This window comes from Klebsiella sp. P1954, assembly GCF_018199955.1.
Lineage (GTDB): Bacteria > Pseudomonadota > Gammaproteobacteria > Enterobacterales > Enterobacteriaceae > Klebsiella > Klebsiella pneumoniae.
This window is the reverse complement of record NZ_CP073373.1, coordinates 3,887,080-3,912,147: the sequence shown is the minus strand read 5'-3', so window position 1 is coordinate 3,912,147 and position 25,068 is coordinate 3,887,080. Positions and strand designations below refer to the sequence as shown.

Below are 25,068 nucleotides of genomic sequence, written 5' to 3'. Positions count from 1 at the left end.
CAGCCGAGCCTCACGGAGACCGCATGCCAGCCGTCAATTTGCGTCATATCGAAATCTTTCACGCGGTGATGACCACCGGCAACCTGACCGAAGCGGCGCGAATGCTGCACACCTCGCAACCCACGGTCAGCCGCGAGCTGGCGCGCTTTGAGAAGGTGCTCGGCCTGCAGCTGTTTGAGCGGACCCGCGGTCGCCTGCAGCCGACGGTGCAGGGCCTGCGTTTGTTTGAGGAGGTTCAGCGCTCCTGGTATGGCCTGGACCGTATCGTCAGCGCCGCCGAGAGCCTGCGCGAGTTCCGCCAGGGCGAGCTGTCGATCGCCTGTCTGCCGGTGTTTTCCCAGTCCTTTCTGCCGCTGCTGTTGCCGCCGTTTCTCGCTCGCTACCCGGAGGTCAGCCTGCAGATCGTCCCCCAGGAGTCGCCGCTGCTGGAGGAGTGGCTCTCCGCCCAGCGCCATGACCTTGGCCTGACGGAGACCCTGCATACCCCCGCGGGCACCGAACGCACCCCGCTGCTGACGCTGAATGAAGTCTGCGTGCTGCCCGCCGGACATCCGCTGGCGGCGCAGGCGACGCTGACCCCCGCCGATTTACAGGGCGAAAACTATATCAGCCTGTCGCGCACCGACAGCTATCGCCAGCTGCTCGACGCCCTGTTCCTTGAGCATCAGGTTAAACGGCGGATGGTGGTCGAAACCCACAGCGCGGCCTCGATCTGCGCCATGGTGCGCGCCGGCGCCGGGATCTCGGTGGTGAATCCGTTAACCGCCCTGGACTATGCCGATAGCGGCGTGGTGGTGCGCCGCTTCAGCGTCGAGGTGCCGTTTACCGTCAGCCTGATCCGCCCTCTCCACCGCCCGCGCTCGGCGCTGGTCGACGCCTTTGTTGCCCACCTGCAGCAGAGTCTGCCGCAGATCCTCACGCCGCTGGCGTCGGTCCTGCAGAGAGCATAAAGTTGACCGCGTCTTCCGCGTGGATCGCCGCGGTGTCAAAGACCGGCAGCGGACTGAGCTCGGCAGGCACCAGCAGGCCAATCTCCGTACAGCCGAAAATAACCCCTTCCGCCCCCTGCTCCGCCAGGGCGGCGATCGTCTGCAGATAATAATCCCGCGACGCCTCGCTGAAGGTGCCGAGACAAAGTTCGTCGAAGATGATCTGATTGATCTGCGCCCGATCGTCAGCCTCAGGGATCAGCGTCTCGATGGCAAACTGCTCCTGCAGACGACCGCGGTAAAAGGTCTGCTCCATGGTATAGCGGGTGCCCAGCAGCGCGACCCGGCGCTGACCTTTGGCGGCAATCGCCCGTCCGGTGGCATCGGCAATATGCAGGAAGGGAACCTGGCAGCGGGCGGCGATGGCATCTGCGACTTTATGCATAGTGTTGGTGCACAGGACAATGCCTTCGGCCCCCGCCTGCTGCAGCCCGATCGCGGCCTCAGCAAGGATCTCCCCGGCGCGATCCCAGTCGCCGGCGGACTGGCAGGCTTCGATGTCGTGAAAATCGACGCTGTGCAGCACCAGGCTGGCAGAGTGCAGGCCGCCCAGTCGCGCCTTAACGCCCTCATTGATCAACCGATAATAGGGGATCGTGGACTCCCAGCTCATGCCGCCTAACAGGCCAATGGTTTTCATCTTCTGCTCCTTATGTCGTTTCTGCCAGTGAAGCAAACTTGTGATCAACTTTCCACTTCTCTGGCCGCGTATTTCTTTTTCATGAAGAGTGGGATAAGTTAAATGAAACAATGTTTCACTTTAAAAACAGGATCGCCCGATGTTTATTTTTCATAAAGACACCACCCTTGAAGACCTCGGCAATGGCGTAACCCGCCGCATTCTGGCCCACGACGGCAAAATGATGGCCGTGGAGGTGAATTTTGCCGCCGGCGCCGTCGGCCCGATGCATAACCATCCTCACGAACAGCTCACCTATGTGCTTTCCGGCGAGTTCGAGTTCACCATCGGCGAGGAGACGCGCGTCGTCAGCGCCGGCGATACGTTGTATAAGCGGCCGGGGATTATGCACGGCTGCGTCTGCCTGCAGCCCGGCACGCTGCTCGATACCTTTACTCCCATTCGCGAAGATTTTCTTGAAGGCTAATCCATAACGGGGGCGTTCGCCGTCCCCGGTTACTGCCCGGCGCCCTTCAATAAAAAGATGCTGCCACAATCATTATCCTGGTAATAATATTTCCCGCTCAGTTAAGCCTAATTTTTCATTCCTTTCAGGCGCCCTTTACGGCCAAAATGCTTACCACCTCACCTTTTTGAAACATCGTTTCGACTTTGATCACATTTCCATCCTGATCTGCATGACGCAGAAACAAATCGCAATAAAATGAAATTAAAACGGTGTTTTATAAAAAACAGTTCAGCATAAAAAAAGGGGCTGTCAGCCCTTACCTGCTAGACCAGTTAAAGAATAACCCATTAATTAACAAGGACATGTTAAGCAGAGGAAGCGTTCAGACATTTTTGCGTTGTCAGGCGTAAAAGGCCGACAGCGCGGCGTCACCGGATCCGTATTACAACTCGTAAGCCAGGTAGGTATGTATGAATGAAAACAAGCTGCTGGGATTGGCATGGATATCGCCCTATATCATCGGGCTGATCGTCTTTACCGCTTTTCCCTTTGTTTCATCTTTCTTTCTCAGTTTTACCGAGTACGACTTGATGAGCCCGCCGGTATTTAACGGCATCGAAAACTATCGCTATATGTTGACCGAGGATAGCCTGTTCTGGAAATCGATGGGGGTGACCTTTGCCTACGTCTTTTTAACCATCCCCTTAAAACTGGCTTTCGCCCTCGGCATTGCTTTTGTGCTCAATTTCAAACTGCGCGGCATCGGCTTTTTCCGCACCGCCTACTACATTCCGTCGATCCTCGGCAGCTCGGTGGCGATTGCCGTGCTGTGGCGCGCCCTGTTCGCCATTGACGGCCTGCTGAACAGTTTTCTCGCCGTCTTTGGCATCGATGCCATCAACTGGCTGGGGGAACCCTCCCTGGCGCTGATGTCGGTCACCCTGCTGCGCGTCTGGCAGTTTGGCTCCGCGATGGTCATCTTCCTCGCCGCGCTGCAGAACGTTCCGCAGTCGCAGTATGAGGCGGCAATGATTGACGGCGCCTCAAAGTGGCAGATGTTCATGAAGGTCACCGTGCCGCTGATCACCCCGGTGATTTTCTTCAACTTTATTATGCAGACCACCCAGGCGTTCCAGGAGTTTACCGGCCCGTACGTGATAACCGGCGGCGGTCCGACCTATTACACCTACCTGTTCTCACTCTATATCTACGATACCGCCTTTAAGTACTTCGACATGGGCTATGGCGCCGCGCTGGCGTGGGTGCTGTTCCTCGTCGTGGCGGTCTTTGCGTCGATCGCCTTTAAGTCATCGAAATACTGGGTCTTCTACTCCGCCGATAAGGGAGGCAAAAATGGCTGATATTCAACAGATGGCGCCGGTGATGAGCGACGCCGATCGTGAGGTCGCCCGTACGCTGCGCCGGGAAAAGGTGAGCCGGGTGGTGCGCTACGTCGTGCTGATATTCGTCGGCCTGCTGATGCTCTACCCGCTGGCGTGGATGTTCTCCGCCTCGTTCAAGCCGAACCATGAGATCTTCACCACCCTCGGGCTGTGGCCTGCCCACGCCACCTGGGACGGGTTTATCAACGGCTGGAAGACCGGCACCGAATACCATTTCGGCCACTATATGCTGAACACCTTTAAGTATGTGATCCCGAAAGTGGTGTTAACGATCATTTCCTCCACCATCGTGGCGTACGGCTTCGCACGCTTTGAGATCCCGTGGAAGAAGTTCTGGTTCGCAACGCTTATCACCACCATGTTGCTGCCGAGCACCGTCCTGCTGATCCCGCAGTACCTGATGTTCCGCGAAATGGGGATGCTGAACAGCTATCTGCCGCTGTACTTGCCGCTGGCCTTCGCCACCCAGGGATTCTTCGTCTTCATGCTGATCCAGTTTCTGCGCGGCGTGCCGCGCGATATGGAAGAGGCGGCGCAGATCGACGGCTGCAACTCCATCCAGGTGCTGTGGTATGTGGTGGTGCCGATCCTCAAGCCGGCCATTATCTCGGTGGCGCTGTTCCAGTTTATGTGGTCGATGAACGACTTTATCGGTCCGCTGATCTACGTCTAGAGCGTCGATAAGTATCCCATCGCGCTGGCGCTAAAAATGTCTATCGACGTCACGGAAGGCGCGCCGTGGAACGAAATTCTGGCAATGGCGAGCATCTCCATTCTGCCGTCCATCATTGTCTTCTTCCTGGCTCAACGCTACTTCGTGCAGGGCGTGACCAGCAGCGGAATCAAAGGTTAAGAGGGAAATATCATGGCTGAAGTGATTTTCAACAAACTGGAAAAAGTCTACTCCAACGGGTTTAAAGCGGTGCATGGTATCGACCTGAAGATTGCCGATGGCGAATTTATGGTGATCGTCGGCCCCTCCGGCTGCGCCAAATCGACCACCCTGCGCATGCTGGCGGGTCTGGAGACCATCAGCGGCGGCGAGGTGCGGATTGGGGACAAAATCGTCAACAACCTGGCGCCTAAATCCCGTGGCATCGCGATGGTGTTCCAGAACTACGCCCTCTATCCGCATATGACGGTGCGCGAAAACCTCGCCTTTGGCCTCAAGCTAAGCAAGCTGCCGAAGGCGCAAATCGACAGACAGGTGGAAGAAGCGGCGAAAATTCTCGAACTGGAAGAACTGCTCGATCGCCTGCCGCGCCAGCTCTCCGGCGGCCAGGCGCAGCGCGTGGCGGTGGGCCGGGCGATCGTCAAAAAACCGGACGTCTTCCTGTTCGACGAACCGCTCTCCAACCTTGACGCCAAGCTGCGCGCCTCGATGCGGATCCGCATTTCCGATCTGCATAAGCAGTTGAAAAAATCTGGCAAACCGGCGACCACCGTCTACGTCACCCACGATCAGACGGAAGCGATGACCATGGGCGACCGCATCTGCGTGATGAAGCTCGGCCACATTATGCAGGTTGATACCCCGGACAATCTCTACCACCAGCCGAAAAATATGTTTGTCGCCGGGTTTATCGGCGCGCCGGAGATGAATATTCGTCCCAGCCAGCTGGTTGAGCACGGTGGTCGCCTGCATTTGACGCTGGGCGATCAGCGGCTGCCGCTCAACGATCGGCTGCAAAGCAAAGTTGAAACCCATAAGAATCAGCAGGTGTTCTTTGGCGTGCGCCCGGAGTTTGTCTCTCTCTCCGATGAACCGTTTGCCGAAGGTTCCTGCGCGGGTGAAATGGTACGCGTAGAAAACATGGGACATGAATTCTTTGTTTATCTCAGGGTTGCTGATTATGAGCTGACCGCCCGCGTGCCGTCGGACGATGCGAAGCCGATGATTGCCAAGGGACTGAATCGCAAAGTCTATTTCACCTTTGATCTCAACAAGTGTCACATCTTTGACGCCAAAACCGAACAGAACCTCTCTCTGTGAACCCTGGAGCATAACAATGAAAAACGTGCTGATAAGCGCCACCCTCTCCGCCACCCTGGGCCTTAGCGCCTTCTCTTCGCTAGCGCAGGATGTCGACCTGCGTATGTCCTGGTGGGGGGGCAACGGCCGCCATCAGGTCACCCTCAAGGCGCTGGAGGAATTCCACAAACAAAACCCAGACATCAACGTCAAAGCAGAATACACCGGCTGGGACGGCCATCTTTCACGCCTGACCACCCAGATTGCCGGCGGTACCGAGCCTGACGTGATGCAGACCAACTGGAACTGGCTGCCGATCTTTTCGAAAAATGGCGATGGCTTTTACGATCTGAATACCCTGAAAGACGAGATCGACCTCAGCCAGTTCGACGCCAAAGAACTGCAGTCCACCACGGTCAACGGCAAGCTTAACGGTATTCCAATTTCCGTCACCGCCCGCGTCTTCTACTTTAACGACGAAGCATGGAAAAAGGCGGGCATCCCCTTCCCGAAAACCTGGGATGAACTCATGGCGGCGGGAAAAACTTTCGAAAGCAAGCTCGGGAAACAGTACTACCCGGTGGTGCTCGAACACCAGGACGTGCTGGCCCTGCTCAACTCTTATATGGTGCAAAAATACAATCAGCCGGCCATCGATGAGAAAGGGCGAAAATTCTCCTACAGCAAAGCGCAGTGGGCGGATTTCTTCGGTATGTATAAGAAGCTTATCGACAGCCATGTGATGCCGGACACCCGCTACTATGCCTCCTTCGGCAAGAGCAACATGTACGAAATGAAGCCGTGGATCCAGGGCGAATGGGGCGGGACCTACATGTGGAACTCCACCATCAACAAATATTCCGATAACCTGAAGCCGCCGGCGAAGCTGGTGCTGGGGGAATACCCGATGCTGCCGGGCGCCACCGATGCCGGACTGTTCTTCAAGCCCGCGCAAATGTTGTCGATTGGCAAATCGACGAAAAACCCGCAGGCGGCGGCGAAAGTGATTAACTTCCTGCTGAACAGCAAAGAAGGGGTGGATATTCTTGGACTGGAGCGCGGCGTGCCGCTGAGTAAAGCGGCGGTCACCTACCTGACCGAGGATGGGGTAATCAAAGCCGACGATCCGGCGGTGTCCGGCCTGAAGCTGGCGCAATCCCTGCCCACCGCTCTGCCGGTCTCCCCGTACTTCGACGATCCGCAGATCGTCGCCCAGTTCGGCACCACCCTGCAGTACATCGACTACGGTAAAAAGTCGGTGGAAGAAGCGGCCGAGGACTTCCAGCGCCAGACCGACCGCATTCTGCGCCGCGCGATGCGCTAACCTGCCCGTCTGAACTCTCCCGCGGCGCACGCCGCGGGAGGGTCTGCCAGACGGCCCTGTCAGAAGAAATATTTAAAGCGCACCCGGGCGCCGTAGCGTTCATCGGGATTCCCGCTCTTCGCTGCCGTGGAATCGAGCCACGAGGCATAGGCGCCAAGGTAAATATTGAAGTTCGGCATCGCCATGATATTCGGCAACTGCCAGGAGGTGTGCAGGGTATGGATGTCATAGCGCCCCGGCGCCAGGATAGCGCAATCGCCATCGCATTCGCTGGTCACCCCGGCCATATTGAACTGGTCGATTTTATTGTGCGCATAGATATAGCCCAGCTCCACGCGATGCCAAAGGGCGTTGATCCCGGCGCTGAAGTCGGTTTCGTCCGCCGCGTCCAGCAGGGCGGTACTCAGATTAATCACCGCCCCATCCTGCGGATCGCTTTTCAGGGTGTTCCAGCTCATGGTCAGCCCGTAGCCGGTGCGGTTTGACTGGTCGACCCAGCGTCCGCTCTGGCTCTGATAGCCGTAAGCATTGTTGACGAGATTGCTCTCTATCGCCGCGGCCGCCGACCAGGCGCCGGACTGCCACGCCGCCACCGGCCGCACGTACACCACATTTTTGCGGTTTTCCAGCGCGTTACCATGATAGTTCTGATCGACAAACAGCGAACTGCCGTCCTCCACCAGGGTGTTAACTTCGAAATACCAGTTATCCACCGTTTTGCTGAACAGAAGGTTACCGCCGCTGCTGCTGCGCCCGCGCCCCTCTTTCATCATGTAAATATAGCCATAGCCATCGGAATAGAGATCGTTGGCGGTATTACCTGAATATTCAATAAAGGTATCCTGATTCAGCGGGAACATATCCCAGGCTTCAAAGCGGCCTATTTTTATTTTCCAGTCATCCTGCTGGCCGAAGAAAAATACCGCATCATCAAGATTCATTTTGCCATCCATATCCGCCAGAGGTTGCACGCTGAATCCGGCATATTGCCCGTCGGCGCCATTCCGTCTGCCATCGAAACCCAGCAGAATACGACCGTTAATATCCCAGCGCTCTTTATCGCCGGGCGCCCAGCTTTTATTCGCGCTGGTTTTGACCGACGTCAGGCTGCCGGTGCGACTGGCGCCATCGAGGTTAAATTCGACGTCGCCATAAAATTTTAATTCGCCATTGTCATTTAGCTGCAAACGCGGCGAAGCAGGCGCCGCGCGGGCGACCGTCGCGGCCTGCTGCTGGCCTTTCAGCGTCTTAATTTCCGCCTCTGCGCTGGCGGCGCGCGCCTCCGTCGCCTTTAGCCGCTGCTCCATTTGCGCCAGTCGCTCCTCCAGCGATAACGGCGCCTGCGCCATAACGGATGGCAGATACAGAGACGTCAGAAAACACCCGACCCAGATTTTATTCATCGGTAAACCCTTTTATTATGGAATGAACTGAATTTTTTATTAATGGGTAACGCACGACGATGCAGGCAATAATAACCCGCCCATCGTCAAAGACGGGTTATTAACGACAACAGCCTTATTATTATTCGAGCTGCCAGGCGCCGGCTTCGGTTAATGCCGCCGAGCCGCTCCAGGCAAATAACGCTAATTCACGGCGGGGAGCCTGCGGATAGATACGGCTGCTCAGGCAGGCTTCGCCGTCATTGACAAAAACCTCCACCGAAGAGCTATCGAAAAATATTCGCAGGTTGAGATCCGCTCCGGCGGTCAACGGCACGCTGCGCGTCCCGCACAGGCCATACTGCGGATAATGCCGCTCCAGCACCAGACGCTGCTGTTGGGCATCCACGTAGATGCGCAGGCCATCGCCAAAGCGCAGACCATACTGCTCGGCGCTGCTGCGGGCGCAGTCCCAGCGCAGATTCACCTCCATCGCCTCGCAGTTGTCGACCATCGTCGTCTGCTGGTTGTTCAGGGTGCTGACCGGCCACGGGAACCAGGCGCCGCGCAGGCTCTCCACTTCTTTCGCCGGGCGCATCTGCAGGCGGTCATCCGCACTCAGGCTCAGCTCGCGCGGCAGGGAGAGCATGCCCGCCCAGCCGTCCTGCTGCTCCGGCAGCGGCGATTCCCACATATCCAGCCAGCCAATCACGATCCGCCGGCCATCGGGGGTGGAGAAGCTTTGCGGGGCATAGAAATCGTGGCCGTTATCCATCTCCCGGAATTCGCCATGGCGAATAAAACGCTGGCCTGGCTGCCACTCGCCGATCAGATAGCCGCTCTGGAACAGATTGCGGTTGCTGAACCCCGCGGCCTGCATCCCCTGTGGGGAAAACATCAGAACGCGTTTGCCGTTGAGGGTGAAGAAGTCCGGGCACTCCCACATATAGCCCATGGTGCTTTCCGCTTCATCCAGCACCCCCGCGTCCTGCCACTGGCGCAGATCGGCTGAACGGTACAGCCGCACCTGGCCGGTATCGCCTTCGCGCGCGCCGACGATCATGTACCAGCAGTCTCCTTCACGCCAGACCTTCGGGTCACGGAAGTGGTGCATACCCGGCGGGGTGTCGACCACCATCCCCTGGCGCTCAAAGTGGATCCCGTCGCGGCTGGTGGCCAGACACTGCACCTGATACAGATTGGCTTCGTCGCCAGGATCGCCGTGGAACTTATGCCCGGTGTAAATCAGCGCCAGGGTATCGCCATCGACCACCGCCGAGCCGGAGAAGCAGCCGTCTTTATCCTCCGGGCCCTCCGGCGCCAGGGCTACCGGCAAATGCTCCCAGTGCACCAGATCCTTACTGCGCGCGTGCCCCCAGTGCATCGGTCCCCACTGGGTGGAGTACGGGTGATGTTGATAAAAGGCATGGTACCAGCCGTCGAACCACACCAGACCGTTTGGGTCGTTGATCCACCCGGCGCGGGCCGCCAGGTGATAGTGCGGATACCAGCGCAGATTCAGCGCCTGGCGTTGTGTCTGGAGTACCTGTTCAGCCCGGGAGATTGTGTAAGTCATCATTTTCACTCTTTTTGATTCAGATAGCGGTAGGTTGCGACACCAGCGGATCGGCGGAGGATTTGCCGGAGCGCAACAAGAAGATGGAAATAAAGGTGGTGCAGAACACCAGCAGGCCCATGATCAGGTAGGACTGGGCGAAGCCATATTTTTCATAGCTGTAGCCCGCCAGCGGCGACAATACGCTGGCGATAATCGAGCTGGTGCAGGCGAAGCCCACCAGATAGAGGGTGGAGGAGAGACGTTTATCGAAGTTGAGGCTGTTGTACTTAAAGATAGCCACCAGCAGTATCGGCAACTCCACCGCGTGCAGCAGTTTGGTGATGGAGATCAGCAGCGGCCCCTCCACCAGACCGGAGGCCACCATGCGCATCGCCATCACCATGCCGGCGAAAATCAGACCGTTTTTGGCGCCGATGCGGTTCACCAGCCACGGCGCGCAGAACATGCCGGCCGCCTCGAGGAACACCTGGAAGGAGTTGAGGTAGCCATACATCTCATTGCCTTCCTGCAGGGTCGCGAACTGCGATGAGAAATAGACCGGGAACTGCTGGTCATAGACGCCGTAGATGCAGGTGCCGATGACGAAAAAGACCAGCGCCCAGAACCGCGGCAGCGTCAGCAGGCGCAGCGCATCTTCCAGCGTCACCTTACCGCCCGATACCGCCTCCTGCATCGCATGCGGCGCCGAGGAGACCCGCAGACGCGCCAGCAGGATAAAGAACACCAGCCCGGAACAGCTGGCGACGAGGAAGTTAAGCTGCGGATTGATGTTAAACAGCAGGCCGGCGAAGAAGGTGGCCACCGCCCAGCCGAGCGAGCCCCACATCCGCGCCCTGCCGAATTCAAACTGGCTCTGACGCGCCACCCTCTCGGTGTAAGATTCCAGCACGCCGATGCCGCCGTTAAAGGTCAAACCGATATAGATCCCGCCAAAGATGCTGCCCAACAGGACGTTGATTTTCAGCAGGTGGCCGAACAGCAGATACGCCGGACCAGAGAGGATCAGCAGCGCGGTGATATACCAGAGCAGATGTTTGCGCAGCCCCAGCTTGTCCTGGATAAATCCATAGCAAACTTGCGCAAACAGCGCGGAAACCGACAGTACGGCATAGATAATACCGGTATCGCCTGCCTTCAGCCCAACCTCCTGGTGAAGCCAGATAGAGAGCAAGGAGCCGGATGACGACCAGGTCACGAAAAAGAAAAATAGTAAGGCACTGAGCAACGGGTAGCTGTGTGAGTGAGGCGCTTTCATCATGACATTCTCGTGTTAGAGGAATGCAATTATGGTAACGTTAACAAAAAACAAAACGCAGGTAGATTCGCTGCGATATATGATGTTAATCACAAAAGTTAACGTTAACATAACGAAGATGCGATCGCGATCAAAAATCAACCGCAGCATAGCTCACGACGGCGATAGCAGAAAATCGTTTCACTCTTTTACATCAGCGACTTAGTTGTATAGCCTGTACTCTGCGGCAATGGCGGAGGAAAAAATGGCGTCCCTGAAAGATGTAGCAAAACTGGCGAATGTATCTCTGATGACCGTCTCACGGGCGCTGAACACCCCGGAGCGGCTGAAGCCTGAGACACTGGCCCGCGTGCAGGCCGCCATCGCCGAAACCAACTACGTCCCCGACCTGTCGGCGAAGAAGATCCGCGGGGCGCGCGCAACCCCCAGCACCATCGGCGTGCTGGCGCTGGATACCGTCACCACACCGTTTTCGGTGGAAATCACCTTATCGATCGAAGAGACGGCCCGCGCCCACGGCTGGAACAGCTTTGTGGTCAATATGTTTTCTGACGATCGTCCGGAAGCGGTGGTCGACCTGCTCCTCTCCCACCGTCCGGACGGCATTATCTTTACCACCATGGGCCTGCGCCAGGTACCGCTGCCGGAAAAACTGCTGACTCTGCCCTGCGTGCTGGCCAACTGCGAAAGCCTCAGCCAGCCGGTGGCCAGCTATATCCCGGACGATGAACAGGGGCAGTACGACGCGGTGAAAGCCCTGCTTGCCGCTGGCTATCGTCGTCCGCTGTGCCTGCACTTACCCGCCAGCCAGCCGGCGACGATCCGCCGCCGCCTGGGGCTGGAGCGCGCCTGCCGGGAGGCCGGTATCGAACCGGACCATCTGAGCCATTCGTATATGGGCCAGGGCGATGAGCATTACCACGATATCCCGGCGGTGGTGCTGGCGCATATCCGCGAGGGTAAACCTGGCTTTGACTCAGTGATCTGCGGCAACGATCGCATCGCGTTTATGGTCTATCAGACGCTGCTGGGCCAGGGGTTACGCATTCCACAGGACGTGGCGGTAGTGGGATACGACAACATGGTGGGCATTGGCGATCTGTTTCTACCGCCGCTCTCCACAGTGCAACTGCCGCATTATGACATCGGGCGCCTGAGCGCCCTGCATATCATTCACGGCGACAACCATCGGGAGACGCGCAAAGTCGCCAGCCCGTGGTTGCCGCGCGCCTCACATTAACGATTACCGATGTTGCGCAGCTTCTCGCCCGCCATCAGGTTGCGCTCAATGTGCTCGAGGGTGACATTCTTGGTTTCCGGGATCAGCCAGAAGGTGATGCCGATAAAGGCCACGTTGAGCGCCGTGTAGAGCCAGAAGGTGCCGGCGGCGCCAATCGCGTCAAGCAGCGTCAGGAAAGTGGCGCCGATGATCATGTTCGACACCCAGTTGGTGGTGGTCGAGCAGGTGATACCGAAGTCGCGGCATTTTAGCGGCTGGATCTCGGAGCAGAGGATCCACACCACCGGCGCCGCGCTCATCGCATACCCGGCAATACACATCATGGTCATGCCGACGGAGAGCCAGGAGAGGCCGCTGGATGCGGTGCCATTGTCGAACTGCATCAGGCAGTAGCCCAGCACCAGAGTGCCCAGCGCCATCACGCTAAAGCCGATTTTCAGCGCTGGCTTGCGGCCCGCTTTATCCACTGTGAACACCGCAATAAAGGTGGCAAACATAAAGGTCAGGCCCACCACCAGGGTGGCGATCATCTGCTGTTCAGTAGTGGTAAAGCCCGCCATTTTAAAGATACGCGGCGCATAGTACATGATGATGTTCATGCCGGTGAATTGCTGCATCGCCTGCAGCAGCATGCCCAGGAACACCGCCCGGCGCACGTTACGATTGACCTTAAACAACGCCCAACCGCCCTGCTTCAGCTTGAGGCTCTCACGGATCTCGTTAAGCTCGTCGCGCGCCTTTTCCGAAGTATCGCGCAGCATCCGCAGCACTTCTTCCGCTTCGATATGGCGTCCCTTCTCCGCCAGCCAGCGCGGGCTGTTCGGCAAAAAGACGACCAGAATGATCAGGATCACCGCCGGCAGCGCCAGCACGCCCAGCATGGCGCGCCAGTTACCGCTGTAGCTAAAGGCGGTATCGGAAAGAAACGCCAGCACAATGCCAAGGGTGACCATCAGCTGATACATACTGATCATTTTCCCGCGCACGTTCTCGCTGGCCATCTCGGAGAGGTACAGCGGCGCGGTATAAGAGGCAATCCCGACTGCCACGCCCAGCACTACGCGGGCCACCAGCAGCACCTCCACGCTGGCGGCAAAAGCGGATCCGATAGAGCCGGCCACAAAGAGTACGGCCCCCGCCATCAGGCTGTATTTACGGCCAAGGCGGAAAGACAGCCAGCCGTTAAACAGCGCGCCTATCGCCGCCCCCAACATCATGCTGCTAACCACCCACTCCTGAAGCTGGCTGGATAAGGTGAAATGGTCGGTTATAAAGGGCAACGCTCCGGATATCACGCCGATATCCAGGCCAAAGAGCAAGCCCGCCACCGCCGCGGCGATGGAAACAAACCAGTTCATCCGCCGGGTATCACGTTGCGTCCGCGGCGATAATGTAGAGTCGTTACTGATTGAAGTCATTTTTTTCCTGCCACACAGAGTAAGACATAAGACGAAAGTACGTGACTGGTGGATGAATAGGTCAGGCAGGATAAGCCAAAGATATGGACTATATTGCTGGCAGGATGGGTTTTGTGATGGACATTAAACTTTCAAAGTAACAAAAAATGCGTTTCCAATAGTTAATAACCCTGTTTATACAGAGCGGTAACATTATACCCGTGTTCCGGAGTATGGACGATCCGCACTTTGCCGTATGGACAATAATTGCTCAGATGGCCGGAGCGATACCACAGACTCCGGCCATCGCGGACGGTTAGCGCGCCAGCCAGCCGCCGTCCACCGCCACCGTGTAGCCATTGATGTAATCGGAGGCTGAGGAGGCAAGGAACACGACTGGCCCCATCAGATCGGCCGGTAGCCCCCAGCGCCCGGCGGGAATGCGATCGAGGATTTCGCTGCTACGCTGCTCGTCGGCGCGCAGCTGCTGGGTGTTGTTGGTCGCCATATACCCCGGGGCGATGGCGTTGACGTTGATGTTGTGTTTGGCCCACTCGTTGGCCAGCAGGCGGGTGACGCCCATCACCGCGCTTTTGGATGCGGTATACGACGGCACGCGGATCCCCCCCTGGAACGACAGCATGGAGGCGATGTTAATGATCTTCCCGCCGCTGCCCTGGGCGATAAAGTGTTTCGCCGCCGCCTGGGACATAAAAAATACGCTCTTGATGTTGAGGTTCATCACGTCGTCCCAGTCTTTTTCGCTGAACGCCAGCGCGTCCTCGCGGCGAATCAGGCCGGCATTGTTGACCAGAATATCAATATGGCCGAACTCCGCCACCGCCCGCTCCAGAAGCTGAGGAATACCGTCGATCTGGCGCAGGTCGGCGGTCAGGCTGAGAAAACGGCGTCCCAGCGCGGTTACCCGCTCGATAGTCTCCACCGGTTCGACGATATTGATACCGACAATATCGCAGCCCGCTTCCGCCAGCCCGAGGGCCATCCCCTGACCTAAACCGGTATCGCATCCGCTCACGACGGCCACTTTTCCCTGCAGGGAGAATGCATCAAGAATCATATTATGTTCCTTAGTCGTTCAGAGCCTGCTGTTTGCAGGCAAGGTTCTCTCGGCCCGGTCCGCGCCGGCGGCGCGACTGAGCGTGGGGCGAACTCTCGGGCATAGCCCACCATAATGAAAATAAAACAGAGTTCCGTTTTGCTGATGGATGCCATCTTAGCCCCGCCCCCAGCCATTTTCAATATTATTTAAAACGATGTTTCATTTTTTATGATGACGATTACAAAAAAAGAAAAAGCGAAGGAGCCTCCCGGCACGCGCCAGGCCGGAAAAGGTTTTGAAAAGATGAAGATTCTACCGATTGTCTGCAGAGGTGCCGAAGCGAAGCCAGCAGCCCGCTGAAAACGCGGGAATTACGCTGAACTGCGTGAGCCATCACAAATAATGAAACAATGTTTTGATAAATTAATACCTGTCTTTTAAAACATATCACTCAGCGACACGCCTCTGGTCCAGCGGCATCGCAGGAAAGAAAGGAGCACTACATGGCTAAAGGCATGCGGGTCAAACTGAATTATCACGTCAGCCACGATCCGGATACCGGGGCGGAAGTCACCCGCTTAACCCCCCCGGAGGTCACCTGTCATCGCAACTACTTCTATCAGAAGTGCTTTTTTAACGATGGCAGCCATTTACTGTTCGCCGGCGAGTTTGACGGCCACTGGAACTACTATCTGCTGAATATCGCCAGCGCCGAGGCCGTCCAGCTAACCGAAGGCGCCGGGGATAACACCTTCGGCGGCTTCCTCTCCCCGGACGATAAGTCGCTTTATTACGTGAAAAATGACCGTATCCTGCTGGAAGTCAACCTGACCACCCTCGCCGAGCGCGAAGTTTATCGCGTTAGCGATGACTGGGTAGGGTATGGCACCTGGGTGGCAAACAGCGATTGCAGCAAACTGGTGGGCATTGAGATTGCCAAAAGCGACTGGACGCCACTCAACGACTGGCAGATTTTCCATGATTTCTTCCATAAAGGACCGCACTGCCGCCTGCTGCGCGTCGACCTGCGCAGCGGTGAGAGCCAGGTGATCCATGAGGAAAAAATCTGGCTGGGACACCCGATCTATCGTCCCTTCGACGACCATACCGTCGCCTTCTGCCATGAAGGGCCGCACGATCTGGTGGACGCCCGCATGTGGCTGGTCAACGAGGATGGCAGCCATGTTCGCAAAGTCAAAGCGCATGCTCCAGGCGAAAGCTGTACTCATGAATTTTGGGTGCCGGACGGTTCGGCGCTGATCTACGTCTCCTATCTGAAAGGCCAGCAGGGGCGGACGATCTATCGCTTTGATCCCGAAAGCGGCGTCAACGAGGCCCTGATGACGATGCCGGCCTGCTCGCATCTGATGAGCAATTTCGATGGCACGCTGCTGGTAGGCGATGGCTCAGGTACACCGGTGGATGTCAAGGATACCGGCGGCTACTCCATTGATAACGATCCCTGGCTGTATGTCTTTAACGTGGCGGAAAAGCGCTACTTCCGCGTCGCGCGCCATGATACCTCGTGGGCGACGGTGGCCAACAGCCGCCAGGTAACGCACCCGCACCCCTCATTTACCCCGGACGATAGCGCCATTCTGTTCAGCTCCGATAAAGACGGTAAACCGGCCATCTATATCGCGAAATTACCCGCGCACCCGTCAATGCTGAGCGCCTGATCCACGCCACACTTTTTTCTGTAACTGGCCTTGCCCTCCTTCATGGAGGGCTTTTTTTGTCCCTTCTCTTTCCCCCATAAAAAAACCCCGGCTGACGGCGCCGGGGAAAACAAACGATGAGGGATGAATGGTCGGTCAGAACGAGTAGGCCACCCCAACGCGGAAGCGGGTCTGACGATCGCTGCGGTCATTGACCCCGACGTTGCCAATTTCACCATACGGCGACCAGTTATTATCCAGCTTATAGGCCACCTTCACGTTATATTCCTGCGAGTAGGGTTTATTGTCGTTGCGGCTGACCCCTTCCGAGCTGCGGGCATAGACATAGTTCAGCTCTGTACGCCAGTCGCCGAGGACAAATCCGGCCCACGCGTCGCCGCGGTTAACTTTGTCATCATCTTTGCCGGCGTTGTTCGGGTAGCGGGTGTACTCATAGCGATAGCGAGCGGCGACATAGAAGCCGTTGTCGAAACTGTACTGCGCGTGCAGGTGCGGCTTGTAGATGGAGCGGCTGTCGTTGCTCTCAATGGTAAACCCGGGAGTGAGGAACAGGTTCGACGTCGCTTTCCAGCGCCAGCTGATGGTGTCTTCATGGCCATTGCCCACCACGTCCGAATAGGGTTGCGAACCGTTGTCGCCGCCTGAGCGCCATTTGGCCTCGACGGTAAAGCCTAAGCCGTTGGCAAAGCGGTGAGAAACGGAGACGCGGTCAGCATTACTTTTATCACTCTTTCCGCCATCAATAAATTCATGACGTAAATCTATCGTTACCGCGGTTGCCGCAAAAGACATACCGCAGAGGGCGGCGAGAACCAGAGATCGTTTTAACATAGGGTACCCTTACAATAAATAAAATGACATTTCGTTTTTATGAAACATCATTTTATTTTTTAGACACCATAGTTTTAGTGACCAGGATCGTAGTTATTTGTTTCAAAAAAGGTGGCACAACAAGACGTGACGAAGCTCAATAATTTCGCCGGGGAGAGTGAAAGAGGGAGGGGAAAAATAAGGGTTCGGCAAAGCACGGCGCATAAAAAAGGCCTCCCGCAGGAGGCCATGGAAATCGAGGTATAGCGCTATGCGCGTTCTACCGCCAGCGCCACGCCCTGACCGCCGCCAATGCACAGCGTCGCCAGACCTTTGCGGGCATCGCGCTTGATCATTTCATGCACCAGCGACACCAGAATCCGGCAGCCGGAGGCGCCGATGGGGTGGCCGAGGGCGATCGCGCCGCCGTTGACGTTGACCCGGCGCTCATCCCACTCCAGTACCCGGCCAACCGAGATCGCCTGAGCGGCAAAGGCCTCATTGGCTTCGATCAGATCGACGTCGTCCAGCCGCCAGCCGGCCCGCTCCAGACAGCGACGGGTGGCATGCACCGGGGCAATGCCCATCAGCGCCGGATCGACGCCGACGCTGGCGAAGGCGCGGATCCGCGCAAGGATCGGCAGCCCCAGCTCCAGCGCTTTAGCCTCGCTCATCATCATTACCGCCGCCGCGCCGTCATTGATGCTTGAGGCGTTGCCGGCGGTTACCGATCCAAGGCGATCGAAGGTGGGCTGCAGGCTGGCCAGCCCTTCCGCGCTGGCATCCACCCGCGGTTGTTCATCGGTATCCACGGTGCGCGCCGCGCCGTTATGCTCGGTGACAACCGGGACGATCTCATCGCGAAAGCGACCGGAATCAATCGCCTTGCGCGCCTTATGCTGTGAGCTGAGCGCCCAGGCGTCCTGCAGCTCGCGACTGATGCCAAATTCCCGGGCCAGGTTTTCCGCCGTGACGCCCATATGATAATCGTTGAAAGCATCCCACAGCCCATCATGCACCAGACTGTCAATCAGCTGGCTGTTGCCCAGCTGGGCGCCGGTGCGGCTGTCGGTAAGCACATGCGGAGCTCGGCTCATATTCTCCTGGCCGCCAGCGATCACCACGTCCGCTTCCCCGCACTGGATCGCCTGGGTAGCGAGGTGCAGAGCCTTCAGGCCGGAACCGCAGACATCGTTAATGGTGATAGCCGATACGGTGTTAGGCAGCCCACCGCGAATAGCGGACTGACGCGCCGGATTTTGTCCGGTCCCCGCGGTCAGCACCTGGCCGAGGATCACCTCATCCACGCTGTGCGGATCGATTCCCGTCTTCTCCACCAGCGCCTTCACCACCACGCTCCCCAGCTCGACGGCTGAATGGCGCGATAATGCGCCCTGAAAGCAGCCAATCGGCGTTCGCAGCGCGCCGACGATCACGACATCCTTCATCCTCTACCCCTGCCCATGCATTTGCGCAAAGAAACAGCGATATACTAGATAATTGTTATCAAAAAACTTTGTAATTGTTTAAAAAAAGTGAAGCCAATCACAAAGAAATAGCTATTCGTTAACGTTCACGCCGCTGCAGATACTGACGCAGCCAGCTGCCGGCCGCTCCCGGCGGCGCTTTCTTATTCCACAGCAGATCGACTGAAATTGCCCGCGGCCAGCCGGGGATATCGAGCGCCACCAGCCCGCCCTGCGGCGCAAACTCCGCCACCAGCGCGCTGGGCAGAATGCACCAGCCGAACCCCTGCGCCGCCATGCTGAGCAGCAGCAGGTAGTTTGGCGCCGACCAGACCTGGCCTGCGGCAGGTTCGGTGGCGCTGGCCAGAAAGGTGCTCAAACGCAGCTCGCGCCAGCTGCGCAGCTCATCCCAGGCGACCTTACCCTGCGCCGCCAGCGGATGGCCAGGGGCTACATAAATGCCCATCGCCGTCTGCAGCGGCAGGCGGGTGCTGCCGATATCGGTGGGGTAGCGCTCCCTCGCCTCAATCAGCCCCACCTGGGCGCGGGATTTTTGCAGGAGATCGATCACATCCTCGTCTTCGCCAATCAAACACTCAAACTCGGTATGAGGAAAGCGGCGGTCAAACTGCACCAGCAGATCTTCCAGCACGTCCGGGTGCAGAGTATCGGAGAGCACGAAGGTCAGCCGCGGCTCCGTCTCGCCGGACAGCGACACAGCCAGTTCGTCCAGCCGCTCGCTGGCGGCAAGAATCGCTTTGACATAGCTCAGCACCTGCTCCCCCTGCGGGGTCAGCGTCGGTTGCCGCGTTGCCCTGTCAAAGAGGATTACACCGAGATCGGCCTCCAGATTGGCGATGGCGGTACTGATCGTCGACTGACTTTTCCGCAGGCGGCGGGCGGCGGCGGAGAACGATCCGCTGTCGACCGCCTCGACAAAGGCGGTTAAGGCTTCCGGTGAATAACGCATGATGTATCTACAATATCGATGGGTCCTATCTTTTTTTTATCATATTTTTCCATAAACTGCCGGGTAATTTCCTGTTCAGGCTAAAACTGGAGGTAGCTCGCCATGCAACAGACCCCACATCAGCGCAAGACGCTCACCGAACGCGTTATCCACGCCATCACCTTCGAAGGACTGGCGACGCTGATCCTCGCCCCTACCGCCGCCTGGCTGATGCAGCGCTCGGTAGTGGAGATGGGCGGACTGAGCATTCTGCTCGCCACCCTGGCGATGGTATGGAACATTATCTATAACGCGGCGTTCGATCGCCTGTGGCCGGTCTCCCGCTTCCCCCGCCAGCTGAAAGTACGCGCCCTGCACGCGCTCGGTTTCGAAACCGGATTCGTCATCATTGGCGTCACCATGGTGGCGATCGTGCTGGGCGTCTCGCTGCTGCAGGCGTTTATGCTGGAGATCGGTTTTATGCTTTTCTTCCTGCCCTACACCATGGCCTTTAACTGGGTATGGGACACCCTGCGCGAGCGCGTTATTCGTCACCGCCGCCCGCGCCAGACGGCGCGCGGTTAATCCCGGCGCGGATCTTCGACGATCCGCCGTGACTTTATCACCAAAAACTATCGCAACAGACGAACCATAAATATGGTAAATTGCACTCCTTTTTTTTGGTTTGACGGTTGATAAAGTCGCATAATGTCTAAAATTTGGTCTAAAGAAGAAACTCTATGGAGTTTTGCCTTATATGGCACTGCAGTAGGCGCTGGGACGCTATTTCTACCGATCCAGCTGGGTTCGGCTGGCGCCATTGTGCTGTTCATCACCGCGCTGGTCGCCTGGCCGCTCACTTACTGGCCCCACAAAGCGCTGAGCCAGTTTATTCTCTCGGCCAATATCGCGCCGGGAACCGGGATCACCGGCGCAGTTAATCACTACTATGGTAAGAAAATTGGCAACCTGATCACCGGCCTCTATTTCCTTGCCTTCTTTGTGGTGGTGCTCATCTACGCCGTGGCCATCACCAACTCGCTGGCCGAACAGGTGGCGCATCGCACGCCGATGACCCCAGGGCTGCGTGCGCTGCTGAGTCTGGGGGTCGTGCTGGTCCTCAACCTGATCTTTCTCATGGGACGGCAGGTCACCATCAAGGTGATGGGCTTTCTGGTCTTCCCGCTTATCGCCTGTTTCCTGTTTCTCTCCCTCTATTTAATCCGCGACTGGCATCCGGAGCATCTCACCAGCCAGATGCAGTTCAGCCCGCAGACGCTCCACCAGGTCTGGATCTCTATTCCCGTGATGGTTTTCGCTTTTAGCCATACGCCGATCATCTCGACTTTTGCTATCGATCAGCAGGAGAAACACGGCGACCTGGCCATGGGTAAATGCAAAAAAATCATGAAGGTGGCCTACACCATCATCTGCGCCAGCGTGCTGTTTTTTGTCTTCAGTTGTCTGCTGGCGATCCCGGCAACCTATATAGAGACCGCCCGCGATCAGGGGGTGACTATCCTCTCCGCCCTGTCGATGGTGCCAGGCGCGCCGGGATGGCTGGCGGTGACCGGCATCATCGTCGCCGTCGTCGCTATGTCGAAATCGTTTCTCGGAACCTACTTCGGAGTGATTGAAGGCGCCAGCGAAATCGTCAAAAGCTCGCTGGGCCTGCTGGGCGTGCGTAAGAGCCGCGCTTTCAACCGCGCGATGTCGATCCTGCTGGTCTCCGCCTTCACTTTTGCGGTGTGCTTTATCAACCCGAATGCGATCTCAATGATCTACGCTATCAGCGGACCGCTTATCGCCATGATCCTGTTTATTATGCCCACGCTGTCGACATGGCTCATTCCGGCGCTGAAGCCGTACCGCTCGGTGGGTAACGCCATTACGCTGGTGGTTGGTCTGCTCTGCGTGTCGGTGATGTTCTTCGGCTAATCCCCTCTGGCGACAGCGGCTGCCTGAGCTGCTGTCGCACATTCTGACAATATTCTCCCCCTTGCCTTCCTTGTGAGCGGATTACACTTACGGCTTAGCCACCGTGAGGAGAGTTCTTATGTCCAGTGTCACCTTATCCGGTCCCGGCACGCTCGGCGATCGCCAGGTCTATCGCTTAGGTTACGGCGCGATGCAGCTGGCCGGCCCCGGTGTTTTCGGCCCGCCCAAAGATCCTGAAGAAGCGGTGCGCGTCCTGCAGGCCGCCGTCGAGGCCGGGATAAACCATATCGATACCTCTGATTTCTACGGTCCACATGTCACCAATCAGTTGATCCGCAAAGCGCTCCACCCCTACCCTGACGATCTATGCATTGTCACCAAGGTCAGCGCCCGCCGTGACGAGAAAGGCAACTGGCTACCGGCCATGTCGCCCGCCGAACTGACCCAGGCCGTTGAAGACAATTTGCGTCACCTGGGGCTCGAGGTACTGGAAGTGGTTAATCTGCGCAGTATGCTGAGCCCGCACGGCCCGGTGGAGGGTTCGCTGGAGGCGCCACTCGCCACCCTGCTGGAACTGAAAGAGCGAGGATTAATCCGCCATATCGGCCTCAGCAACGTGACGGCAAAGCAGGTCGCGGATGCGCAGAAAATGACGCCCATCGTCTGCGTGCAAAACCTTTATAACGTTGCCCATCGCGCCGACGACGCGCTGGTGGATGCGCTGGCCGCCCAGCACATCGCCTGGGTGCCCTTTTTCCCGCTGGGCGGTTTTACGCCGTTGCAGGCGCAGGAGTTGAACGAGGTCGCGGCTTCGCTTGAGGCGACGCCGATGCAGGTCGCCCTCGCCTGGCTGCTCCAGCGAGCGCCAAATATTCTGCTGATCCCCGGCACCTCCTCCCGCACGCACCTCGCGGAAAATATTGCCGCTGCCGAGCTGGTCCTGCCTGCGGAAGCGCTGCGCACCCTCGATAATATCGCCACCGCCGCGCGCCGCTGACCTGCCAGACAAAATGGAGGGAACCCTATCCCTCCTCAATATTTGCCTGGAAAAACCTCACCGCTACTGGCACTATAGATCCTACAAATGGGGCGTGATCGACGATCGTTCTCTCATTATCCCCGTTAATTAAACTTAAGTTTTTATCCTTCGACCGGTCTCCAGCTTGGAGGCCGTTGTCGTTTTTGTCATGACCAAAATTCGAAACTCTTGATTACAGGAAATACAATATCAAATTCCAAGTTTATACATATCAATCTGGCTGCAAAGATAGTCAATAACATCAAACGCTCATAAAAACATCTGATTAACCCAATCAGAATGTTGCTATTGCTATAAGAAAAATCAAACGCCTCACGACAACTATTTACAAGGGATGCATATGACAGAGGGAACGATAAAGACCAGTAAGTATGAATTTATTGCTATTTTCAGAGAGGAGTTGCGCAAACGTACTGAAATTGAAATATTTTTTAACAACACCAGTATCATAACCCAACTGACGCGCGTGGACTTTGCCGAGTTTCATATTCAGACCCATCGCAAAATCCCGTCCGGGCATAAAATTCGCTTTCTCCTGCATAGCGATTCAGGGAAAATAGAGTTTAATGCGGCCCTGACAAAACATGACAATAGCGGTGTCGATAAAGGTATCCGCTACGCTTTTTCATTGCCTGAATGCCTGCAGGTAGTGCAGCGTCGCCGCGATCCCCGCTTTCGTTTACGCCATGAGCATGACTTTTATTGCCGCGGCCGCCATAAAAACGGCGAAAACTATCTTTTCGATATCAAAGACATTTCAGATGGCGGTTGCGCATTGATGACCAAAACGCCGAATCTTAAATTTCTCAGCCACAACGCCTTACTGAAAAACGCCGTACTTATGCTTGCAGAATATGGCGAGATCACCATCGACCTGGTGGTCAAAAATGTCATTGTTATCACCCTGGATAACGCTAATGAAGAGAGTGAGAGCTACTATCAGATATCCTGCCAGTTTAAGTTCCGCCATCTCGATGACCAGCGCAGAATAGAGAAGATACTGCTGGACCTGATCTTAGAAGCCAAGCGCAAAAAGAGAATCTGACAACCTTGGACAGTATATTGCTGTACACCAATGACAATCTCATTGGTCACTCAATCTATCACTACCTTATTGATAGCCATGAAAATGCCACCCGTCTGAGTTATGCCGATGTCATCCATGAGAAACATCTGCCACTGGCCCAGACGATTATTTTCAATTTAATTAATAAGGATATTTCTGCCATCAGAATCGTCGATCTGCTGAATGCGCTCCGCCTTTCCCTGCTGCGCTGCCAGCAGCCGGTGCTAATGGTGAAAAGCGACATTGTCGGGCTGTGCAGAGAGTTGATAAACTTTGACAACGCTATGATTATTAGTGAGAAATCTCCGCTAACTCTTTTTTCATCTATCGTCCAGCGCGCCAAAGGCGTCAGCGAACTGCCGCCGCGAGGATTGCGCAAACAGCTTTCACCACGGGAGTGTCAGATCCTCGAACTGCTCATTGCCAACAATAATAATAAGCGTATTGCCGCCCTGCTCGGCATTGCTCATAAAACGGTTCATAGCCACCGCATCCATATCATGCAAAAACTGGGTATTGATAATTCCCGCACTATGAATCAGCGTATTGCCGCTCTCCATCAATGCTAAATGTTCTCCCGGTAAATCAGTAGCGGATAAAGCGTACTTATTCGCTGTTGATTTACATTTCCCGCCATTCCCATTAATCATCAGGTAGCCTATAATTAATGTATCCTCTGCCTATTGTCTGACTAACCTCGTGAAGAGGGATAATGAACACTAAAATATTCGAAGACAACATTTTATCTCGTAATGATATCGCTGTACGCTACGTCTTTCAGAAAATGTTTTCCCCACAAGGTACTCTGGTCGCGGTGGAATGCTTAAGCCGCTTTGATAATCTTTCTATTTCCCCCGAAGATTTTTTCCGCCATGCTACCGCCGCCGTTCGTGAACGTATTTTTCTCGAACAACTGGCACTGATTGAAAAGCATAAAGCCTGGTTTTTACGTAACCATATTTCCGCAACAATTAACGTTGATGACCATATCCTGAACCTGTTGCGCCAGAAGGATATAAAAGCCAAAATCGCCGCCCTGACCTGCGTCCATTTCGAGGTAACCGAAAACGCCGAGAATCTGCTGCATAATTCTCTTGCCGCCTGGCAGAGCCCACAGGATACCTCACTGTGGCTCGACGACTTCGGCTCCGGCTACGCGGGAATTAACGCTATTCGCGGTTATCACTTTGACTATGTGAAAATTGATAAGGATTTTTTCTGGCACCTGATGCGCAAAGAGTCCGGCCGCCAGCTGATGGATGCGCTGGTGACCTTTTTATCGCGCAACCATCATAATGTGATTATTGAAGGTGTCGAAAGCGAAGCCCATAAAGAATGGCTGCAGGGAATGGAGTGGTTTGCTATCCAGGGACATTACTGGCGGGAAGTCAGTATTGAACAACTGGTCGCCGATCATATTGCCATGTAAAAA

24 protein-coding genes and 1 pseudogene are annotated in these 25,068 nt (G+C 56.3%); 15 read left to right on the top strand and 10 right to left on the bottom strand.

Annotated features, from left to right (window positions below):
* The first annotated feature begins 23 nt into the window (after positions 1-23).
* On the top strand, positions 24-950 hold the full coding sequence (locus tag KB890_RS18865; RefSeq protein WP_004181193.1) for a LysR family transcriptional regulator: 927 nt from the start codon (positions 24-26) through the stop codon (positions 948-950).
* Here KB890_RS18865 and KB890_RS18860 read toward each other — a convergent pair.
* The gene (locus tag KB890_RS18860; protein ID WP_004174519.1) at positions 916-1,629 is read right to left on the bottom strand and encodes an aspartate/glutamate racemase; all 714 of its coding nucleotides are present in this window, start codon (positions 1,627-1,629) and stop codon (positions 916-918) included. The genes KB890_RS18865 and KB890_RS18860 overlap by 35 nt on opposite strands.
* 139 nt (positions 1,630-1,768) lie before the next feature.
* On the opposite strand from KB890_RS18860, the gene KB890_RS18855 reads away from it, so the two are divergent.
* The 5 genes and pseudogenes from KB890_RS18855 (at position 1,769) to KB890_RS18835 (ending at position 6,776) form a co-directional block, all read left to right on the top strand.
* Entirely contained in the window at positions 1,769-2,095 is a 327-nt protein-coding gene (locus KB890_RS18855) for a cupin domain-containing protein (RefSeq protein WP_002915993.1), read from the top strand.
* Positions 2,096-2,547: 452 nt separating this feature from the next.
* Entirely contained in the window at positions 2,548-3,438 is an 891-nt protein-coding gene (locus KB890_RS18850; RefSeq protein ID WP_002915995.1) for a carbohydrate ABC transporter permease, read from the top strand.
* A pseudogene (locus tag KB890_RS18845) lies at positions 3,431-4,333 on the top strand (carbohydrate ABC transporter permease). The gene KB890_RS18850 and the pseudogene KB890_RS18845 overlap by 8 nt, the downstream one beginning before the upstream one ends.
* 12 nt (positions 4,334-4,345) lie before the next feature.
* Entirely contained in the window at positions 4,346-5,473 is a 1,128-nt protein-coding gene (locus tag KB890_RS18840) for an ABC transporter ATP-binding protein (protein WP_004149643.1), read from the top strand.
* Positions 5,474-5,489: 16 nt separating this feature from the next.
* Positions 5,490-6,776: an ABC transporter substrate-binding protein gene (locus KB890_RS18835; RefSeq protein WP_002915998.1), complete on the top strand. Its 1,287-nt coding sequence runs from the start codon at positions 5,490-5,492 to the stop codon at positions 6,774-6,776.
* Between the two features lie 59 nt (positions 6,777-6,835).
* Here KB890_RS18835 and KB890_RS18830 read toward each other — a convergent pair whose 3' ends face one another.
* The 4 genes from KB890_RS18830 to KB890_RS18815 all read right to left on the bottom strand — a co-directional run bounded on the left by KB890_RS18830 (position 6,836) and on the right by KB890_RS18815 (position 11,142).
* Positions 6,836-8,179: a carbohydrate porin gene (locus KB890_RS18830; RefSeq protein ID WP_004181196.1), complete on the bottom strand. Its 1,344-nt coding sequence runs from the start codon at positions 8,177-8,179 to the stop codon at positions 6,836-6,838.
* Between the two features lie 121 nt (positions 8,180-8,300).
* Positions 8,301-9,734, bottom strand: a complete 1,434-nt coding sequence (locus tag KB890_RS18825; RefSeq protein WP_004193635.1) for a glycoside hydrolase family 32 protein — start codon at positions 9,732-9,734, stop codon at positions 8,301-8,303.
* A 19-nt stretch (positions 9,735-9,753) separates the two neighbouring features.
* Positions 9,754-10,995 (bottom strand): MFS transporter, encoded by a 1,242-nt coding sequence (locus KB890_RS18820; protein WP_002916000.1) that lies wholly within the window; start codon positions 10,993-10,995, stop codon positions 9,754-9,756.
* A 12-nt stretch (positions 10,996-11,007) separates the two neighbouring features.
* The gene (locus KB890_RS18815; RefSeq protein WP_020325082.1) at positions 11,008-11,142 is read right to left on the bottom strand and encodes a hypothetical protein; all 135 of its coding nucleotides are present in this window, start codon (positions 11,140-11,142) and stop codon (positions 11,008-11,010) included.
* 94 nt (positions 11,143-11,236) lie between these two features.
* On the opposite strand from KB890_RS18815, the gene KB890_RS18810 reads away from it, so the two are divergent.
* The gene (locus KB890_RS18810; protein ID WP_004181200.1) at positions 11,237-12,232 is read left to right on the top strand and encodes a LacI family DNA-binding transcriptional regulator; all 996 of its coding nucleotides are present in this window, start codon (positions 11,237-11,239) and stop codon (positions 12,230-12,232) included.
* Here KB890_RS18810 and KB890_RS18805 read toward each other — a convergent pair.
* Together KB890_RS18805 and kduD are read right to left on the bottom strand one after the other, a co-directional pair.
* Positions 12,229-13,650, bottom strand: a complete 1,422-nt coding sequence (locus KB890_RS18805) for an arabinose-proton symporter AraE (RefSeq protein WP_002916001.1) — start codon at positions 13,648-13,650, stop codon at positions 12,229-12,231. The two genes, KB890_RS18810 and KB890_RS18805, sit on opposite strands and share 4 nt — an antisense overlap.
* A 295-nt stretch (positions 13,651-13,945) precedes the next feature.
* Entirely contained in the window at positions 13,946-14,707 is a 762-nt protein-coding gene (gene kduD, locus KB890_RS18800; protein ID WP_002916003.1) for a 2-dehydro-3-deoxy-D-gluconate 5-dehydrogenase KduD, read from the bottom strand.
* Positions 14,708-14,917: 210 nt separating this feature from the next.
* Here kduD and KB890_RS27700 point away from each other — a divergent pair, with 210 nt between their 5' ends.
* Together KB890_RS27700 and KB890_RS18795 are read left to right on the top strand one after the other, a co-directional pair.
* Positions 14,918-15,049, top strand: a complete 132-nt coding sequence (locus KB890_RS27700) for a hypothetical protein (RefSeq protein WP_004143992.1) — start codon at positions 14,918-14,920, stop codon at positions 15,047-15,049.
* Between the two features lie 143 nt (positions 15,050-15,192).
* Positions 15,193-16,368 carry an oligogalacturonate lyase family protein gene (locus tag KB890_RS18795; RefSeq protein WP_002916048.1) on the top strand — a complete coding sequence of 392 codons (1,176 nt, stop codon included), beginning with the start codon at positions 15,193-15,195 and terminating at the stop codon, positions 16,366-16,368.
* Positions 16,369-16,503: 135 nt separating this feature from the next.
* Here the strand turns inward: KB890_RS18795 and ompK26 are convergent, their stop codons facing one another.
* From ompK26 to KB890_RS18780, 3 genes are all read right to left on the bottom strand, one after another.
* Positions 16,504-17,199: a KdgM family porin OmpK26 gene (gene ompK26, locus KB890_RS18790; RefSeq protein WP_004143995.1), complete on the bottom strand. Its 696-nt coding sequence runs from the start codon at positions 17,197-17,199 to the stop codon at positions 16,504-16,506.
* A 248-nt stretch (positions 17,200-17,447) separates the two neighbouring features.
* Positions 17,448-18,626, bottom strand: coding sequence for an acetyl-CoA C-acetyltransferase (locus KB890_RS18785; protein ID WP_002916052.1), 1,179 nt, complete (start codon positions 18,624-18,626; stop codon positions 17,448-17,450).
* A 118-nt stretch (positions 18,627-18,744) separates the two neighbouring features.
* Complete coding sequence (locus KB890_RS18780) at positions 18,745-19,614, bottom strand: LysR family transcriptional regulator (RefSeq protein WP_004181203.1); 870 nt, start codon at positions 19,612-19,614, stop codon at positions 18,745-18,747.
* Between the two features lie 102 nt (positions 19,615-19,716).
* On the opposite strand from KB890_RS18780, the gene KB890_RS18775 reads away from it, so the two are divergent.
* The 6 genes from KB890_RS18775 (at position 19,717) to mkrJ (ending at position 25,065) form a co-directional block, all read left to right on the top strand.
* Complete coding sequence (locus KB890_RS18775) at positions 19,717-20,178, top strand: multidrug/biocide efflux PACE transporter (RefSeq protein ID WP_002916056.1); 462 nt, start codon at positions 19,717-19,719, stop codon at positions 20,176-20,178.
* Between the two features lie 123 nt (positions 20,179-20,301).
* A complete protein-coding gene (locus tag KB890_RS18770; RefSeq protein WP_002916058.1) occupies positions 20,302-21,531 on the top strand; it encodes an amino acid permease in 1,230 nt (409 codons plus the stop codon).
* 118 nt (positions 21,532-21,649) lie between these two features.
* Positions 21,650-22,528, top strand: coding sequence for an aldo/keto reductase family oxidoreductase (locus KB890_RS18765; RefSeq protein ID WP_004181205.1), 879 nt, complete (start codon positions 21,650-21,652; stop codon positions 22,526-22,528).
* Between the two features lie 382 nt (positions 22,529-22,910).
* Complete coding sequence (mrkH, locus tag KB890_RS18760) at positions 22,911-23,615, top strand: transcriptional activator MrkH (RefSeq protein ID WP_094965481.1); 705 nt, start codon at positions 22,911-22,913, stop codon at positions 23,613-23,615.
* Between the two features lie 17 nt (positions 23,616-23,632).
* A complete protein-coding gene (gene mrkI, locus KB890_RS18755) occupies positions 23,633-24,205 on the top strand; it encodes a transcriptional regulator MrkI (protein WP_002916079.1) in 573 nt (190 codons plus the stop codon).
* 143 nt (positions 24,206-24,348) lie between these two features.
* Positions 24,349-25,065 (top strand): cyclic-di-GMP phosphodiesterase MrkJ, encoded by a 717-nt coding sequence (mkrJ, locus tag KB890_RS18750; RefSeq protein WP_004181208.1) that lies wholly within the window; start codon positions 24,349-24,351, stop codon positions 25,063-25,065.
* Positions 25,066-25,068 lie beyond the last annotated feature (3 nt).

What these genes read in the sequence shown, in the direction of transcription:
- KB890_RS18865 (WP_004181193.1), top strand. Translation starts at nt 24, where the DNA reads ATGCCAGCCGTCAATTTGCGTCATATCGAAATCTTTCACGCGGTGATG.
- KB890_RS18860 (WP_004174519.1), bottom strand. Translation starts at nt 1,629, where the DNA reads ATGAAAACCATTGGCCTGTTAGGCGGCATGAGCTGGGAGTCCACGATC.
- KB890_RS18855 (WP_002915993.1), top strand. Translation starts at nt 1,769, where the DNA reads ATGTTTATTTTTCATAAAGACACCACCCTTGAAGACCTCGGCAATGGC.
- KB890_RS18850 (WP_002915995.1), top strand. Translation starts at nt 2,548, where the DNA reads ATGAATGAAAACAAGCTGCTGGGATTGGCATGGATATCGCCCTATATC.
- KB890_RS18840 (WP_004149643.1), top strand. Translation starts at nt 4,346, where the DNA reads ATGGCTGAAGTGATTTTCAACAAACTGGAAAAAGTCTACTCCAACGGG.
- KB890_RS18835 (WP_002915998.1), top strand. Translation starts at nt 5,490, where the DNA reads ATGAAAAACGTGCTGATAAGCGCCACCCTCTCCGCCACCCTGGGCCTT.
- KB890_RS18830 (WP_004181196.1), bottom strand. Translation starts at nt 8,179, where the DNA reads ATGAATAAAATCTGGGTCGGGTGTTTTCTGACGTCTCTGTATCTGCCA.
- KB890_RS18825 (WP_004193635.1), bottom strand. Translation starts at nt 9,734, where the DNA reads ATGACTTACACAATCTCCCGGGCTGAACAGGTACTCCAGACACAACGC.
- KB890_RS18820 (WP_002916000.1), bottom strand. Translation starts at nt 10,995, where the DNA reads ATGATGAAAGCGCCTCACTCACACAGCTACCCGTTGCTCAGTGCCTTA.
- KB890_RS18815 (WP_020325082.1), bottom strand. Translation starts at nt 11,142, where the DNA reads ATGCTGCGGTTGATTTTTGATCGCGATCGCATCTTCGTTATGTTAACG.
- KB890_RS18810 (WP_004181200.1), top strand. Translation starts at nt 11,237, where the DNA reads ATGGCGTCCCTGAAAGATGTAGCAAAACTGGCGAATGTATCTCTGATG.
- KB890_RS18805 (WP_002916001.1), bottom strand. Translation starts at nt 13,650, where the DNA reads ATGACTTCAATCAGTAACGACTCTACATTATCGCCGCGGACGCAACGT.
- kduD (WP_002916003.1), bottom strand. Translation starts at nt 14,707, where the DNA reads ATGATTCTTGATGCATTCTCCCTGCAGGGAAAAGTGGCCGTCGTGAGC.
- KB890_RS27700 (WP_004143992.1), top strand. Translation starts at nt 14,918, where the DNA reads ATGATGACGATTACAAAAAAAGAAAAAGCGAAGGAGCCTCCCGGCACG.
- KB890_RS18795 (WP_002916048.1), top strand. Translation starts at nt 15,193, where the DNA reads ATGGCTAAAGGCATGCGGGTCAAACTGAATTATCACGTCAGCCACGAT.
- ompK26 (WP_004143995.1), bottom strand. Translation starts at nt 17,199, where the DNA reads ATGTTAAAACGATCTCTGGTTCTCGCCGCCCTCTGCGGTATGTCTTTT.
- KB890_RS18785 (WP_002916052.1), bottom strand. Translation starts at nt 18,626, where the DNA reads ATGAAGGATGTCGTGATCGTCGGCGCGCTGCGAACGCCGATTGGCTGC.
- KB890_RS18780 (WP_004181203.1), bottom strand. Translation starts at nt 19,614, where the DNA reads ATGCGTTATTCACCGGAAGCCTTAACCGCCTTTGTCGAGGCGGTCGAC.
- KB890_RS18775 (WP_002916056.1), top strand. Translation starts at nt 19,717, where the DNA reads ATGCAACAGACCCCACATCAGCGCAAGACGCTCACCGAACGCGTTATC.
- KB890_RS18770 (WP_002916058.1), top strand. Translation starts at nt 20,302, where the DNA reads ATGTCTAAAATTTGGTCTAAAGAAGAAACTCTATGGAGTTTTGCCTTA.
- KB890_RS18765 (WP_004181205.1), top strand. Translation starts at nt 21,650, where the DNA reads ATGTCCAGTGTCACCTTATCCGGTCCCGGCACGCTCGGCGATCGCCAG.
- mrkH (WP_094965481.1), top strand. Translation starts at nt 22,911, where the DNA reads ATGACAGAGGGAACGATAAAGACCAGTAAGTATGAATTTATTGCTATT.
- mkrJ (WP_004181208.1), top strand. Translation starts at nt 24,349, where the DNA reads ATGAACACTAAAATATTCGAAGACAACATTTTATCTCGTAATGATATC.